This window comes from Bradyrhizobium canariense, assembly GCF_018130465.1.
Taxonomy (GTDB): domain Bacteria; phylum Pseudomonadota; class Alphaproteobacteria; order Rhizobiales; family Xanthobacteraceae; genus Bradyrhizobium; species Bradyrhizobium canariense_C.
The window spans coordinates 81642-97024 of sequence record NZ_JAFCKJ010000011.1 but is presented as its reverse complement, the minus strand read 5'-3'; the positions used below and the strand labels follow the sequence as shown (position 1 = coordinate 97024).

The 15383-nt window shown below is 66.2% G+C and carries 11 protein-coding genes; 7 read left to right on the top strand and 4 right to left on the bottom strand.

Annotated features, from left to right (window positions below):
* The first annotated feature begins 147 nt into the window (after window positions 1-147).
* The 7 genes from JQ591_RS25850 to JQ591_RS25820 all read left to right on the top strand — a co-directional run bounded on the left by JQ591_RS25850 (window position 148) and on the right by JQ591_RS25820 (window position 11613).
* Window positions 148-1146, top strand: coding sequence for an AAA family ATPase (locus tag JQ591_RS25850; protein ID WP_211398831.1), 999 nt, complete (start codon window positions 148-150; stop codon window positions 1144-1146).
* Window positions 1146-2090: a DUF58 domain-containing protein gene (locus JQ591_RS25845; RefSeq protein WP_211398830.1), complete on the top strand. Its 945-nt coding sequence runs from the start codon at window positions 1146-1148 to the stop codon at window positions 2088-2090. Before JQ591_RS25850 ends, JQ591_RS25845 begins: the two co-directional genes overlap by 1 nt.
* Complete coding sequence (locus tag JQ591_RS25840) at window positions 2087-4900, top strand: DUF4159 domain-containing protein (RefSeq protein WP_211398829.1); 2814 nt, start codon at window positions 2087-2089, stop codon at window positions 4898-4900. The genes JQ591_RS25845 and JQ591_RS25840 overlap by 4 nt, the downstream gene beginning before the upstream one ends.
* 151 nt (window positions 4901-5051) lie before the next feature.
* Window positions 5052-7115: a hypothetical protein gene (locus tag JQ591_RS25835; RefSeq protein ID WP_211398828.1), complete on the top strand. Its 2064-nt coding sequence runs from the start codon at window positions 5052-5054 to the stop codon at window positions 7113-7115.
* Window positions 7116-7420: 305 nt separating this feature from the next.
* Window positions 7421-8467 carry an alpha/beta fold hydrolase gene (locus JQ591_RS25830; protein ID WP_211398827.1) on the top strand — a complete coding sequence of 349 codons (1047 nt, stop codon included), beginning with the start codon at window positions 7421-7423 and terminating at the stop codon, window positions 8465-8467.
* A 226-nt stretch (window positions 8468-8693) separates the two neighbouring features.
* Window positions 8694-9098 carry a DUF2946 domain-containing protein gene (locus JQ591_RS25825; protein ID WP_211398826.1) on the top strand — a complete coding sequence of 135 codons (405 nt, stop codon included), beginning with the start codon at window positions 8694-8696 and terminating at the stop codon, window positions 9096-9098.
* A gap of 148 nt (window positions 9099-9246) precedes the next feature.
* Window positions 9247-11613 (top strand): TonB-dependent receptor, encoded by a 2367-nt coding sequence (locus JQ591_RS25820; RefSeq protein WP_211398825.1) that lies wholly within the window; start codon window positions 9247-9249, stop codon window positions 11611-11613.
* Window positions 11614-11818: 205 nt separating this feature from the next.
* Here JQ591_RS25820 and JQ591_RS25815 read toward each other — a convergent pair whose 3' ends face one another.
* From JQ591_RS25815 to JQ591_RS25800, 4 genes are all read right to left on the bottom strand, one after another.
* Window positions 11819-12976: a hypothetical protein gene (locus tag JQ591_RS25815; RefSeq protein ID WP_249137707.1), complete on the bottom strand. Its 1158-nt coding sequence runs from the start codon at window positions 12974-12976 to the stop codon at window positions 11819-11821.
* A 33-nt stretch (window positions 12977-13009) separates the two neighbouring features.
* Window positions 13010-13741, bottom strand: a complete 732-nt coding sequence (locus tag JQ591_RS25810; protein ID WP_211398823.1) for a methyltransferase domain-containing protein — start codon at window positions 13739-13741, stop codon at window positions 13010-13012.
* Between the two features lie 37 nt (window positions 13742-13778).
* Window positions 13779-14294: a GNAT family N-acetyltransferase gene (locus JQ591_RS25805; protein WP_211398822.1), complete on the bottom strand. Its 516-nt coding sequence runs from the start codon at window positions 14292-14294 to the stop codon at window positions 13779-13781.
* A gap of 124 nt (window positions 14295-14418) precedes the next feature.
* Entirely contained in the window at window positions 14419-15366 is a 948-nt protein-coding gene (locus tag JQ591_RS25800) for a glycosyltransferase family 2 protein (protein ID WP_211398821.1), read from the bottom strand.
* Window positions 15367-15383: the final 17 nt, after the last annotated feature.

Genomic DNA, 15383 nt, shown 5'->3' with positions numbered 1-15383 from the left:
GATAAGGTGGGGATAGGTTAATTCAACGAATACATGGCCTTCCTGCAAGTCTAGCATAGGGCCCAAGCATCGACCCAAGCATTGACTTGACGACGTGATGACATGACGACGCAAGCGAGCCGCATGGCAGGCTGAAGGAGCTAACGGATGGCGGAGAGTGTCGAGAAGCTCGAAGACGGAATCGTCCGTTCGGCCGAGCAGGTGTCGAGCCAGATTCGCGCGGCAAAAGACGCGATCGCGTCCGTCATCTTCGGCCAGGACCGCGTGATCGAGAACACGCTGGTCACCATCCTCTCCGGCGGCCATGCGCTCTTGATCGGCGTCCCCGGTCTCGCCAAGACCAAGCTGGTCGAAACGCTCGGCATCACGCTCGGCCTCGATGCCAAGCGCATCCAGTTCACGCCCGACCTGATGCCGTCCGATATTCTCGGCGCCGAAGTGCTCGACGAGAGCACTAGCGGCAAGCGTGCCTTCCGCTTCATCTCGGGCCCCGTGTTCGCGCAACTGCTGATGGCCGACGAGATCAACCGCGCCAGCCCGCGCACGCAATCGGCGCTGCTCCAGGCGATGCAGGAGCAGCACATCACCGTTGCCGGCGCGCGTCACGATCTGCCGAAGCCGTTCCACGTGCTCGCCACGCAAAACCCGCTGGAGCAGGAAGGCACCTATCCGCTGCCTGAAGCCCAGCTCGACCGTTTCCTGATGGAGATCGACGTCGACTATCCCGATCGCGACGCCGAGCGCCGCATCCTGTTCGAGACCACCGGCGCCGACGAGACGCTGGCGAAGGGCTCGATGACACCTGACGCACTCATCACCGCGCAGCGGCTGATCCGGCGCCTGCCGGTCGGCGATTCCGTGGTCGAGGCGATCCTGTCGCTGGTGCGCTCGGCCCGTCCGGGTCCGGACAGCGGCGAGACCGGCAAGTTCATCGCCTGGGGACCGGGGCCGCGCGCCAGCCAATCGCTGATGCTCGCGGTGCGCGCACGCGCGCTGATCGACGGACGCCTCGCGCCCTCGATCGACGACGTGCTCGACCTCGCCGAGCCCGTGCTGAAGCACCGCATGGCGCTGACGTTCCAGGCGCGCGCCGAAGGCCGCACGATTCCGGACGTGATCCGGCAATTGAAGACACGGATCGGTTGATGGCCGCAGAGAACGGGCACGCAGCGAAGGAGATCATCGCGATCCGACGTGCCGATGGCGAAAGCCGCACGCTCGCCGCTTCGCTGCCGCGCCTGGTGCTCGAAGCCCGCCGTATCGCCGCCAACGTCATCCACGGCCTGCACGGCCGCCGCCGCGCCGGCTCCGGCGAAAATTTCTGGCAATACCGCCGCTTCGTCTCCGGCGAGCCGTCGCAGAACGTCGACTGGCGGCGCTCGGCGCGCGACGACCATCTCTATGTCCGCGAGCTCGAATGGGAGGCCTCGCACACGGTCTGGATCTGGCCCGACCGCTCGCCCTCGATGGCCTTCGCTTCAAAGCTGGCGCGCGAATCCAAGCTCGAGCGGACGCTGATCGTCGCCTTCGCGCTGGCCGAGCTGCTCGTCTCCGGCGGCGAGCGCGTCGGCATTCCAGGACTGATGGCACCGACCGCGAGCCGCAGCGTCATCGACAAGATGGCGCAGGCGATGCTGCATGACGATGCCGACCGGCCGAGCCTGCCGCCGTCCTTCGTGCCCGCGGCGCTGGCCGAGACAATCGTGCTGTCGGACTTCTGGTCGCCAATCTCCGAGATCAGGACCACGCTCGCCGGCCTGTCCGGCTCCGGTGCGCATGGCACGCTGGTGCAGGTCGTCGATCCCGCCGAAGAGTCTTTCCCGTATTCCGGCCGCGTCGAGTTCGTCGAGCCCGAAGGGTTCGGCGTGATCACCGCCGGCCGCGCCGAGAGCTGGGCGCAGGATTACACCGCGCGGCTCGCGCTGCACCGTGACCAGATCCGCGCCGAGACCAACAGGCTCGACTGGCTGTTCACGACGCACGCCACCGATCGCTCGGCGGCCGAATTGCTGCTGTTCCTGCATGCCGGCATGCAGGTGAGCAAGTCGGGCGCCCGCACCACCACGATCAAGGCGGGGCCGGCCGCATGATGGGACTGCCGCTCGCCTTCACCGAACCGCTGCTCCTGATCGGCCTCGTCAGCCTGCCGGTGCTGTGGTGGCTGTTGCGCGTGATGCCGCCGCGGCCGCGCCGCATCGAGTTTCCGCCGACGCGCCTGCTGTTCGATATCGCACCGCGCGAAGAGACGCCGTCGCGGACGCCGTGGTGGCTGACCGCATTGCGGCTCCTGGCTGCGGCGCTTGTCATTTTCGCCGCCGCCGGCCCGATCTGGAATCCGCAAACAGGCGCGGCCTCCAGCAAGGCGCCGCTGATGATCATGTTCGACGACGGCTGGAGCGCGGCATCGAACTGGGACGTCAGGATCAGGGCCGCCGACGAGTTGATCGCCAATGCCGAGAACGACCGCCGTGCGATCGCGCTGGTGCCGCTGTCCGAGCCGAACCGCGATATCACCCTGATGCCGGCGGGCGCCGCGCGCGTCGCGCTGCGGCAGCTCACGCCAAAGCCGTATTCGATCGACCGCGTCGAGACCCTGACCGCAATCGATCGCTTCCTGAAAGCCACCGGCGACTGCGAGATCGCCTGGCTCTCCGACAGCGTCGACACCGGTCGCGGCGAGGAATTCGTGGCTGGCCTCGGCAAGACCGTCGGCGATCGCAGCCTGACCGTGTTCGAAGGCGGCACCTCCTCAGCCCTGGCCCTGGTCGCGGCCGAGAACGCCGCAGCGAAGATGACGGTGAAGGTGCTGCGCACCGACAGCGGCATCGCCATCGGCACCGTGCGCGCGCTGGACCAGAAGGCATCGCCGATCGGCGAAGCGCGTTATTCGTTCGGCCCGCAGGACAAGGAAACCGAAGCTTCGTTCGATCTGCCGGTCGAGCTGCGCAACGACATCACGCGGCTCGAAATTGCCGGCGAGCGCTCCGCAGGCGCAGTGCAGCTGCTCGACAAGCGCTGGCGCCGCCGCGCCATCGGCATCGTCTCGGGCGCGACCAGCGAGACCGCGCAGCCGCTGCTGGCGCCGACCTTCTATCTCACCCGCGCCCTGGCGCCGTTCGCCGACGTGCGGCTCGCCGACAAGGGCTCGCCGCAGCAGGGCATCACGCAGTTCCTCGACCAGAAGCTGCCGATGATCATCCTTGCCGATGTCGGCACCATCGCCCCTGAAATCCGCGAGCGCCTCAATGCCTGGATCGACCAGGGCGGCGTGCTGGTGCGGTTCGCAGGGCCCCGGCTGGCGCAGGCCGAGGACGATCTCGTGCCGGTCAAGCTGCGCAAGGGCGGCCGGACGCTCGGCGGCAGCCTGACCTGGGAAAAGCCGCAACATCTGGCCTCCTTTGCCGCCGACGGTCCGTTTGCCGGCGTCGTGGTCCCCAAGGACGTCACCATCAGCCGCCAGGTGCTGGCCGAGCCCGACGCCGTGCTCGCCACCAAGAGCTGGGCGTCGCTGGAAGACGGCACGCCGCTGGTGACCGGCGAGCATCGCGGCAAGGGCGTCGTCAGCCTGTTCCACGTCAGCGCCGACATGCGCTGGTCGGATCTGCCCATGTCGGGCACCTTCGTCGAAATCCTGCGGCGCGTCGTCGACATGTCCGGCTATACCGCCAAGCCGGGCGCCGGGGTTGCCGGCGACGCGACCGCCGAGACGGTGGCGCCGCTGCATATCCTCGACGGCTTCGGCGCCTTCGGCCCGCCGCCGGCCGCCGCAAAGCCGCTGCCCGCGGATTATCGCGACCGCGCCACCCCCGATCATCCGCCGGGCTTTTATGGTCCGGCAGAAGGACCGCTCGCCGTGAACACGCTTGCCAGCGCCGACCGTATCGCAGCCCTGAACACCGCGAGCCTGCGCGCCCGGCACGCCACCTACACCAATGCCGAGCCGCAGGACTTGCGCGGCTGGCTGCTGTCGACGGCGCTCGCGCTGTTCCTGATCGACGCCATCATCGTCGCGGTGCTCGGCGGCGGCCTTGCCGCGCTGCTGCGCCGCCGCGCCGCGCCCGCGATGATCGTCTTCGGGCTGGTTCTCGCAGGCCTCGCCTCGCTCGTGCCGACGCCGTCGCACGCGGACAGCGCGTCCGACGAGTTCGCAATGAAGGCGGTGTCGCAGACCCGCCTCGCCTATGTCGTGACCGGAAATGCCGACGTCGATTCCATCGTCAAGGCAGGCCTGTCCGGACTGACGCTGTTCCTGGCGCAGCGCACCGCGCTCGAGGCCGGCGATCCCGTCGGCATCGATCCGGCGCGCGACGAGCTCGCCTTCTTCCCGCTGATCTACTGGCCGATCGTGCCGGGCGCGCCCAAGCCGCCGCGGGACGCCATCAACAAGATCGACGCCTACATGAAGCAGGGCGGCACCGTGCTGTTCGACACCCGCGACGCGGTCGAAGCACCGCCCGGCGCGAACGGCGCCGCGCAGACCCCCGCCATGCAGACGCTGCGCGAAATCCTGTCCTCGCTCGACGTGCCCGAGCTGGAGCCGGTGCCGCGCGAGCACGTGCTGACCAAGACCTTCTATCTCCTGCGCGACTTCCCCGGCCGCTTCAACACCGGCCAGACCTGGGTCGAGACCTTGCCGCGCGAAGACGACGACGACAGCGCGCAGCGGCCGGCACGCGGCGGCGACGGCGTCTCGCCGATCATCATCACCTCGAACGACCTTGCCGGCGCCTGGGCCGTGCGGCCCGACGGCCAGGCCATGCTGCCGGTGACCGGGGGCGACCCCCGCCAGCGCGAATTCGCCTACCGCGCCGGCGCCAACATCGTGATGTACACGCTGACCGGCAACTACAAGGCCGACCAGGTGCACGCGCCGGCCCTGATCGAACGGCTGGGGCAATAGAGATGCGCGTGACGAGCTTGAGCCACACGCCCCGTCATTCCGGGATGGTCCGAAGGACCAGACCGCAGGTGCGCATTGCGCACCGGGGAATCTCGAGATTCCGGGTTCGATGCTACGCATCGCCCCGGAATGACGTTGATAGGTCTGTCCGATGAATTACGGCATCGCGTTCACGCCGCTTGTTCCCGCGATCGTCCTGTGGCTCGCGCTGGCCGCGATCGTCATCATCGCGCTCGTGCTGCTGCTTGCGCGTGCGCGCGGCGCTGCCGTGCGCGTGGCCGCGCTGGTGCTGTTCCTGCTGGCGCTCGCCAATCCCTCCTTCACCCGCGAGGACCGCGATCCTCTCACCTCGGTCGCCGCAATCGTCGTCGACAAGAGCCCGAGCCAGAATTTCGGCAATCGCAATCGCGAGGCAGCAACGGCGCAGGAAGCGCTGGTCGACAGCCTGAAGAAGATCAAGGGGCTCGAGGTCCGCGTCGTCGATGCCGGACAGGCCGACGGCGAGACCGACGGCACAAAGCTGTTCGGGGCGCTGGCCTCGGCATTGTCCGACGTGCCGGTCGACCGCGTCGCCGGTGCGTTCCTGATCACCGACGGCCGCGTCCACGACATTCCGGCCAACGCCGCCGGGCTCGGCTTCCAGGCGCCGGTGCACGCGCTGATCACCGGGCAGAAGGACGAGCGCGACCGCCGCATCGCGATCATCGCAGCGCCGCGCTTCGGCATCGTCGGGCAGCCGCAGACCATCACCTACCGCCTCGACGACCAGGGCGTCAGCGGCGAGCGCGCCAAGGTCACGGTCCGCAGAGACGGCGAGGTCATCAACGAGCGCACGCTGGGAAGCGGCCAGGCCGCAAGCGTGGACGTCGACATCAAGCATTCCGGGCCGAACATCGTCGAGATCGAGGCCTCGCCGCTCGAGCGGGAATTGACGCCGGTGAACAACCGCGCCGTCGTCGCCATCGACGGTGTGCGCGACAAGCTGCGCGTGCTGCTGGTCTCGGGCGAGCCGCATTCCGGCGAGCGCACCTGGCGCAATCTGCTCAAGTCCGATGCCAGCGTCGATCTCGTCCACTTCACCATTCTGCGGCCGCCGGAGAAGCAGGACGGCACGCCGATCAACGAATTGTCGCTGATCGCGTTTCCGACCCGCGAGCTGTTCCAGCAGAAGATCAACGAATTCCAGCTGATCATCTTCGACCGCTATGCTCGCCAGGGCGTGCTGCCGATCGCTTATTTCGACAACATCGCACGCTATGTGCGTTCCGGCGGCGCGGTGCTGGTCTCGGCCGGCCCGGACTACGCCTCCAACACCAGCATCTGGCGCACGCCGCTGGACTCGGTGCTGCCGGCCGAACCGGTCGGGGTGACGGAAAAGCCGTTCTACGCGCATCTGTCCGACGTCGGCAAACGCCATCCCGTCACGCGTGGCCTCGAGGGCTCGGCCTCCGAGCCGCCGCACTGGAGCAGGTTCTTCCGCACCGTCGATACCCGCAATGCGGTCAACCCGCCCGTCATGACGGGCGTCGACGGCAAGCCGCTGCTGTTCCTGTCGCGTTTCGGCGAGGGCCGCGTCGCGCTCCTGCTCTCCGACCACATCTGGCTGTGGGCGCGCGGCTATGAAGGCGGCGGCCCGCATCTCGATCTGTTGCGGCGGATGTCGCACTGGCTGATGAAGCAGCCTGATCTCGACGAGGAAGCACTGCGCCTGCAGGTGCAGGGCAAGAATCTCGTGGTGGTGCGCCAGACCATGGCGGACAGCGTTCAGCCGGTGAGCGTGACCTCGCCGTCGGGCGTGTCGCGCGACCTGACGCTAGCGGCCGGCGACCCCGGCGAATGGCGCGCCAGCCTGCCGGCGAGCGAGCTCGGCCTGTGGCAGGCCACCGACGGCACGCTGAAGGCGCTGATCAATGTCGGCCCGACCAATCCGAAGGAGTTTTCGGAAGTCACCTCCACCGTCGATACCTTGAAGCCGCTGACACAGGCGACCGGCGGCAACGCCGTGCGCGTGGTCGACGGCGCCAGCGTCGAGCTGCCGCGCATCCTGCCGGTCCGTTCGGCGAGCGTCTTCCATGGTGACGGCTGGATGGGCGTGCGGATGCGCGACGCCAGCGTCGTCAAGGGCGTCGGCGTGCTGCCGATCTTCGCCGGCCTGATCGGCCTTCTGCTGCTGCTCGGCGCCTTCGCCGCAACCTGGGTCCGCGAAGGGCGCTAGGCGGCTTACGCGCCAGCATGACCGAGCTTACGCGCCTTCCTTCGCTTCCGTTAGCCGGATAAATCCCATCGTCACTTCTTCGCCGGAAGCTCCATAGCGCCTTCGCCCCGAACTCGGTCGAATGTGGCGCGTTGGGAATCTGGAGGCGGTTCTTTCTCGGCCGCTGGCAGGGGTGCCCTGTCCAGGCATCGCACCCCGCGGACAAGAGCAGTTCTGGACGCAGCCTTCGCAGCACCCAAACAGCGCGAGCGCTCAGTGAGCGCATCACGTTCAAGAACCAGCGATTCAAGCGGAGTTACTCGACCATGACAGACCCACTTCAACCGATCGGTTCTGGAGCCGAACTAACGCTCGACCAGCGCACGTTCAGCTCGCCTCGTCAGACAACGCGCTACATCGAGTGCGGGCCGGCCGACGGACCGTTAATGATCTTCGTCCATGGCTGGCCGAGCATCAGTTTGATGTGGCGCGCGCAGATGGACGCGTTTACCGCCGACGGTTGGCACTGCATCGCTCCCGATCTGCGCGGCTATGGCGGCTCTTCCACGCCTGCAGCCAACGACGCCTATGCCATCGAGGAAATCGTGAGAGACATGGCCGAACTCCATGATCACCTTGGCGGCCAGCCTGCGATCTGGGTTGGCCACGACTGGGGCTGTGTTGTGGTCGGTGAGTTGGTCGCGCATCAGCCAAAGCGCAGCCGCGGAGTCGTACTGACCTCGCTGGCGTATCAACCCGACGGGCACGCCCTGCGCACAGTCGTCCCACTGGTCGACCGAACGATCTATCCGGCTGATCAATATCCGGATGGCCAATGGGATTACTACCGTTACTACACCACGCACTTCGAGGCGGCAGTCGCCGACCTCGATGCAGACCTGGCAGCATCGCTGGCGTCGATCTTTCGGCCAGGCAACCCCGCCGGCATCGACAAGGTTTCGCCGAATGCGACGGTCACGCGCAATGGAGGGCGCTTTGGCGCCGCGCACCGCGCCCCGCCGACTGAGCCTGATCCGGCCCTCTGGCCGCCGGCGGACTTCGACGTGCTGGTGCAGACGTTCAGGGCTCACGGCTTCCGCCCATCCTGCGCATGGTATCTGAACGACGACGCCAACATCGCCTATGCGCGCAAGGCACCCAGTGGTGGCCGCCTGTCGCAGCCGGTGCTCTTTATTAACGGCGACTTTGATCAGATCTGCACCATCACCGGAAATCGCCAAGGTGATCCGATGCGCGCGGCCTGCCCGGACCTGACCGTGACGAGCATGCCCGCCGGCCATTGGCTGCCGCTGGAGCGCAAGGCAGAACACATCGAGGCCATCCGCACCTGGCTCCAGAGCAAAAAGCTCTGATGGCGCCTCCTCGCGCTGGCACTGAGTCAATCAATCGCCATCCCCCGTAAGCCATTTAATCGGTCCTCAGCCGAGATCTTTCAGTTGCCCGAACGACACATCGAGGAGCCGGCCCGCTCGGATCGGCGCGCCTGCGGTTGACATCCGCTGACCGATCGGGCGATGTTACATTATAACGTCGCGGGATCAGGGGATGATGCCTCGCGATGTGGGGTGGCGTTTCCAGATGAAGTGGTTCCGGTCGAATATCAGGCACGGCGCCCGGCTCGCGATGTTCGCGATGCTGGTGCAGTTCGCGCTGACGTTCGGCCACAGCCACTGGTTCGCCCAGGCCGCTCCCCTCGCCCAGGCCTCGCTTCAGCAGAACGACAGCAGCAACGGCGTTGCGTCAATCGACCGCGTTGCGGTCCAGAAGCAATCGCCTGCAAGCCCCGACCGGGAGCAGCCGGGCGATGACAATTGTGCGATCTGCGCATTGGTCGCGATGGCGGGCACCGTCATGTTCGCGGCGCCGCCTGTGTTGCTGCTGCCGCAGGCGATCGACCTGCTCTACCGCACCACCGATGCCGAATTCGTCCATCTGAAATCGGCCGGCACGGCATTCCAGCCCCGCGCCCCTCCCGCGTCCTGACTCTCAACATCACTTGATCACGCCTGGGCTCGCCGCACGCCGGAGCATGCCCGGGAGAAGTTGAAGTCGAATTCCGTCGCGCAGCGACGGCAGGCCGCCTCCGATCAGCAGACAATCATGCGGACGGCGCCTGACTGGAATCAGGATCATGTCATTTGAATTGCGACGCGCGCAGCGCCTTGGCGGAGCAAGCCTGCTCCTGCTCGGCGCCGCCGCCAGCCCGGCGTTGGCTCAGGACAAGCCGGCGTCCACCGAGATCCCCGCCGTCACCGTGACGGCTCCGAGCCCCATCGTACGCAGGGCGGTGGTGCCGACCCGCAACCCGGCACGCGCCACGCGAACCGCGCGGGCACGCAGCCACGAACGCACGGCGGACGCCACGCCGGCAGCCTCTGCGCCCGCCGCACCTCAGCAGGGCGTGCTGCCGATCGTGACTAACCAGTTCGCCACCGTCACGGTGGTGCCGAACGAGGAGATCCGCCGCGAGGGCGGCGGTCAGCTCGGCGATCTCCTGTTCTCCAAGCCCGGCATCACGGGCTCAAGCTTCGCGCCCGGCGCCTCCAGCCGGCCGATCATCCGGGGTCTCGACGTCAATCGCGTCGGCATCGTCGAGAACGGCACCAATTCCGGCGGCGCCTCCGACCTCGGCGAGGATCACTTCGTCCCGATCGATCCGCTGGCGACCAACCAAGTTGAAGTGGTGCGCGGCCCGGCTGCGCTGCGCTACGGCTCGACCTCGATCGGCGGCGTCGTCAGCGCCACCAACAATCGGATTCCGGATGCGCTGCCGAACTGCGGTGCCCAGCCGTTCCAGAGTTTCGGCTTGCCGGTCAAGGCGCCGCTCGCGACAACCGCGACGTCGCCCTGCGTCACGGCCGAGACACGCAGCGCGTTCAGCTCGGTCGACCGCGGCGTCGAGAGCGGCGTGCTGCTCGACACCGGCGGCGGCAACTTTGCCTTCCATGCCGACGTCTATGGGCGCAGCACCACCGACTACAGCATCCCGAGCTACCCGTATCTCGCCGACCAGACGCGGTCCGTCGCCAACGGACGCCAGCCCAACTCGGCGACGCGCTCGGACGGCGCCTCGATCGGCGGCTCCTACTTCTTCCAGGGCGGCTATATCGGCGCGGCGATCACGCAGAACGACGCGCTCTACCACATCCCCGGCATCGACGGCGCCGACCACAACACGCGGATCGACGGCCACCAGACCAAGATCAACGTCAAGGGCGAGTACCACCCCGACGCTGCGGCGATCGACGTCGTTCGCTTCTGGGCCGGCGCGACCGACTACCGGCACAACGAGATCGGGCTTGCCGATCCCGCCGATCCCAACACCGACGGCGTGCGGCAGACTTTTACCAACAAGGAGCAGGAAATCCGCACCGAGGTGCAGTTGATGCCGTTCAACGCCCGCTTCGCCGAGGTGACGACGGCGCTGGGCTTCCAGGTCGGCCATCAGGAATTGAGCGCGCCGAGCCCGGACAATCCGGGCACGCTGTTCAACGGCCTGTGGGACCCGAACAACAGCACGCGCGTTGCTGCTTACGCCTTCAACGAGTTCAAGTTCACGGACGCGACGCGGGCGCAGATCGCCGGTCGCATCGAGCATGTCGAGCTGCACGGCACGACGCCGGATTTTCCCGCGGACTTCCTGCCCGACGGCACACCGCAGGCGGCGATCTCGCGCAATCCGTCCTTCACGCCGAAGAGCGGCAGCATCGGCCTGTTGCAGGACCTGCCGGGCGGCATGGTCGGCAGCATCACCGCGCAATATGTCGAGCGCGCGCCGAAGGCGGCGGAACTGTTCTCGCGCGGCGCGCATGATGCGACCGCGACCTTCGACATCGGCAACCCCAACCTCACCATCGAGACCGCGAAGTCCGTCGAAGTCGGCTTGCGCAAGGCGACGGGGCCGTTCCGGTTCGAGGCGACCGTCTACTACACGCACTTCAACAACTTCATCTATCGCCGTCTCACCGGCGTGATGTGCGACGACGACTTTGCCTCGTGCGGCACACCCGGCGCGGAGGTGAACCAGGCGGTCTATTCGCAGCGGGACGCGAACTTCCGCGGCGGCGAATTCCAGTCGCAGCTCGACGTCGGCGCGTTCCAGGGCGGCATCTGGGGCATCGAGAACCAGTTCGACGTGGTCCGCGCCACCTTCACCGACGGCACCAACGTGCCGCGCATTCCGCCGGTGAGACTGGGCGGCGGCGTGTTCTGGCGCGACGACAACTGGCTGATGCGGGTCAATTTGTTGCACGCCTTCGCGCAGAACAACATCGCTGTGATCGCGGAGACGGCAACGCCCGGCTACAATTTGTTGAAGGCCGAGGTGAGCTACAAGACCAAGCTCGATCGGAACTGGTTCGGTGCGCGCGAGGTGACGACCGGCCTCGTCGGCAACAACCTCCTCAACGAAAACATCCGCAACTCGGTGTCCTACACCAAGGACGAAGTCTTGATGCCCGGCATCGGCGTGCGGGCGTTTGCGAACTTCAAGTTCTGAAAGGCCGCCTCCTCACCGTCGTTGCGAGGAGCCCTTGCGACGAAGCAAACCAGACTGCCGGCGCGGTAAGATTCTGGATTGCTTCGCACCGCTCGCAATGACGGAGTAGCCGCGGCACTTTAACGACGCCGTAGCCCGGATGGAGCGAAAGCGAAATCCGGGACAATGCATCTGCGACGCCGAAGGCGCGATAGCTAGCCTGAATTCATCGCGCTTTGGCGAAAGCGACCGCTTCAGGGGCATCCTCTGCCGCCTCCTGAAACAGGACGGCAAACAGCAGGCTCCACAGTGTCAGGAGGGAAATGGGGATCGTGTAGTATGGCGTCGCGATCGGATAGGTGAAGAAGAAGGCGAGGTTGAGCGCCAGATTGGCCAGCGTGAGCTGCGCGACACGGCGAGCGCCATTGGCCTGCCGCAACAGCCAGATCGAGCCCGCAATACCGATGACGATCAGCAAGGTCTGGAGCGGGTCGGCGAGATAGTCCCGGACCACTGCGAACGAAAAATCCAGCGGCCTGACATCGGGGTTGTTGCCGTAGGTCGACGCGAACGGACTGCCGGCGTTGACGGCGTAAGAGACGATGGTCGGTATCACGCCGGCCAGCAACGCGACGCCGAACACGGCCCCCTGCAAGAACCGGGACAACGTCCGTTCCGCAAGGAATGCGACGAGGAGAAACATGCCATAGCCGGACGCCAGGAAGAGGTTGGCCAACCGAAAATCGACGGTCAATCCGAGCAGGAAGCCGATTGGCGCCAGCAGCCAGATCCTCGGTTGAGATCGCGGGCTCGCCAGCCATCGCGCCGTGAGACATCCCGCCAGCGCGCACACGACGACCGTCGGGGCCATCGAATAGCTCGCCTTGACCGGATTGACCATCAGGTAGATCGCAAGACAGCCGAACGTCCCCGCCATCAGGACCGACCTCATGCTGCGGGCGAGAGAAAGGGCAAACAGCGCAAAGCCGAGGACGACAAGGGTCGCCAGCATGTACATGGGCACCACCTGGTGACCTGGCGGAAACAACGCCAACACGAGGCCGACACCCGGCGGGTATTGAATGACGACCTTCCCTGTTGCCGGCATCAGATTGTGGCAGGGCGCAGCGGTCGTGTCGTCCCAGTCCGGGTAGCCGATCTCCTTCAGCTTTGCTTTCTGATAGCCATCGTCGTCGCGGGTGAGGCTGGTGTCGAAGCCCTCCACCAGACCGAACCTCTGGAACAGATGCGCCTGCCGCAGGTAGCAGATGTCGTCATAGACGCCGCGAGCCTCATTCCATCGCATCATGGTCAAGAAATGGCCGACCAGCACCGCGAGAAACAACACGGCGAAGACGGCTTTGCTCGTAGGGATCTTCTTCATCGGGATCATGATGCGACGGGAGGCAGCGCTGCTTTAGCGGAATGCAAGATAGAGATTGGACGATAGCGGGCCGAGCGACAAACCGGTGTAGCCCACGGCCGCGGACTTAGGGATGGCGGACTTGGTACTCGCAGACGTGGCACTCGCAGACTTGGCGGTCGCGGACTTGGCGACCAGCGCGGCGATCTCCAGCAGCCGTTTTCGCGTCATCAGGATCAGGTTCTGCTCGTCGGTCCATTCCGACTTGCCGGCGATCATGCAGGCGATCCTGAAGGTGCCGTCCAGATAGTGCGCCAGCGGGATCGCCGTGTGGTGCTCGACCGGAAAGAACCTGTTGGGCACCGTGATGAACACCCGCCTCGCAACGCGGCAAAGCTCCTTGACCAGGAGCACCTGATTTGGATGGCTTCCGGCATGCTCGAGCACGGCATTGGACGTCGCGACATCGAACGCATTGTCGTCAAACGGCAGCCGCGTATTCGGTTCGATCTGCACGTAACGGCAAAGCGGAAAAGCCGCCTTGAACCCTATTCCTTCCCCGAGCCCGCAGGCCGTGATCTTGTGCTGATGCGGGTAGCTTCGTTCCAGCACGTTGGCGCCGTCGTTGATCACGTCGGACACGCCGACATCCAGGATCTCGTCCGACGCGGACGGCTGCATCTGGGCGAGGAAATCCCGGAATATGCGGTCGCGCGCCGCGATCAGCAGCTTTTCCGCCGTGCTCCCGGACGCCACTTCCCGGTAATATTGCTGATCGACCGGCACTGCCCTACCTTCATGTGAGCTACGAAGCGATGGCGCGTCAGGTTCGCGTCTTGCTCCAGTCGGGACCGACCGGCCCCGATACGCCTTCGAACGCGCCCTCGACGAGTTCGATGACGAGGAGCCGGCTGTAATCGACCGGGCCCGGCATCGTGACGCGTCCCTTCGGCACCGGCTTGAAGCCGACGCGGCTGTAATAGGGCTCGTCGCCGACCAGCAGCACCAGGCGATGGCCCTGCGCCTTCGCGTCCTTCAGCGCTCGCTCGAGCAGCAGCCGACCGACGCCGCGGCCGCGGAACGGGGGCTCGACCGTCAGGGGCCCGAGCAGCAGTGCCGGCGTGTCGCCGACGCAAATCGGCAATTGCCGTACGGATCCGACCAGCAACGTACCGACGCGGGCGGTGAACGATAGCTCGAGCAAATGATCCACATGCTCGCGGATGCGGTACGCGCTGAGCACAAAGCGGCCGGGTCCGAAGGTGCGTTCGTGCAGCCGCTCGATCGCGTGAGCATCGCCGGCGGATTCCGACAGGATGGTGAGTGAGAGATCGTTCATCGCGTCACGGCATCTTCAGGCGGGAGTCATCGGTTCGCGTCGGAAAACGCGTCGGGCGGCGTCGGCGGGATATCACCTTGGAGGGCAACGGTCCATGGGATTGCGCCCGGCCCCGGAGGCAATTTCAGTTCCTCCCGAGCGGCGGTTGCGAGAGGTAGGCGAGCATCTTCATTTCCCGCCGGCCGCGCGTCACGGTGTCGAGCACGAGCCCCGACGAGGCCGAAAGCAGCGCCATGATCATCAGGCCCATGGAGAGCACGGCGGTCGGCAGGCGCGGTACGAGGCCGGTTTCGAGGAAGGTGATCACGACGGGCAGCCCGAAAGCGAACGACAGCAGCGCGAGGACGATGCCGATCGCCGAAAAGAAGCGCAGCGGCCGCTCCGACCGGTTGAGCTTCAGCATCGTGTTGAAGATGCGCAACCCATCCTGCCAGGTATTGAGCTTGGAGAAGGAGCCTTCCGGGCGCGCGTAATAGGGCGTCTCGACCTCGGCGACCGGCAGCGACAATTCCAGCGCATAGACCGCAAACTCGGTCTCGATCTCGAAACCGCCGGACAGGACCGGGAAGGATTTGACGAAGCGGCGCGAGAACACGCGGTAACCGGACAGGATGTCCTTGAAGGCGTGGCCGAAGGTCGATGCCAGGAAACCGGTGAAGAGCCGGTTGCCGATGCGATGACCACGCCGGTAGGCCGCTTGCGATTGATCGACACGCAGACCCACAACCATATCCAGATGCTCATCGAGGAGCTGGTCGATCATGCGCGACGCGCTCGGCGCGTCGTAGGTCGCATCGCCATCGACGAGCACGTAGATGTCGGCCTCGATGTCCGCGAACATGCGGCGCACGACGTGGCCTTTGCCCTGGCGCCGTTCGCTGCGCACGATCGCTCCGGCCTCGCGCGCGATCGCCGCGGTCCGGTCGGTCGAGTTGTTGTCGTACACGTAGACCTCGGCCGCGGGCAGTGCCTTGCGGAAATCGGCAACGACCGTCGCGACGGCGGCTTCCTCGTTGTAGCAGGGAACCAGCACGGCGATCCGAAATGGCCATGACCTCGTCGATTCAGACAATCTTCATCCCTCGTCCA

Bases quoted from the DNA above. Each gene is read 5' to 3' on its own strand.
- JQ591_RS25835 (WP_211398828.1), top strand. From the start codon at position 5,052: ATGAATTACGGCATCGCGTTCACGCCGCTTGTTCCCGCGATCGTCCTG.
- JQ591_RS25805 (WP_211398822.1), bottom strand. From the start codon at position 14,294: ATGAACGATCTCTCACTCACCATCCTGTCGGAATCCGCCGGCGATGCT.
- JQ591_RS25825 (WP_211398826.1), top strand. From the start codon at position 8,694: ATGAAGTGGTTCCGGTCGAATATCAGGCACGGCGCCCGGCTCGCGATG.
- JQ591_RS25830 (WP_211398827.1), top strand. From the start codon at position 7,421: ATGACAGACCCACTTCAACCGATCGGTTCTGGAGCCGAACTAACGCTC.
- JQ591_RS25840 (WP_211398829.1), top strand. From the start codon at position 2,087: ATGATGGGACTGCCGCTCGCCTTCACCGAACCGCTGCTCCTGATCGGC.
- JQ591_RS25850 (WP_211398831.1), top strand. From the start codon at position 148: ATGGCGGAGAGTGTCGAGAAGCTCGAAGACGGAATCGTCCGTTCGGCC.
- JQ591_RS25815 (WP_249137707.1), bottom strand. From the start codon at position 12,976: ATGAAGAAGATCCCTACGAGCAAAGCCGTCTTCGCCGTGTTGTTTCTC.
- JQ591_RS25820 (WP_211398825.1), top strand. From the start codon at position 9,247: ATGTCATTTGAATTGCGACGCGCGCAGCGCCTTGGCGGAGCAAGCCTG.
- JQ591_RS25845 (WP_211398830.1), top strand. From the start codon at position 1,146: ATGGCCGCAGAGAACGGGCACGCAGCGAAGGAGATCATCGCGATCCGA.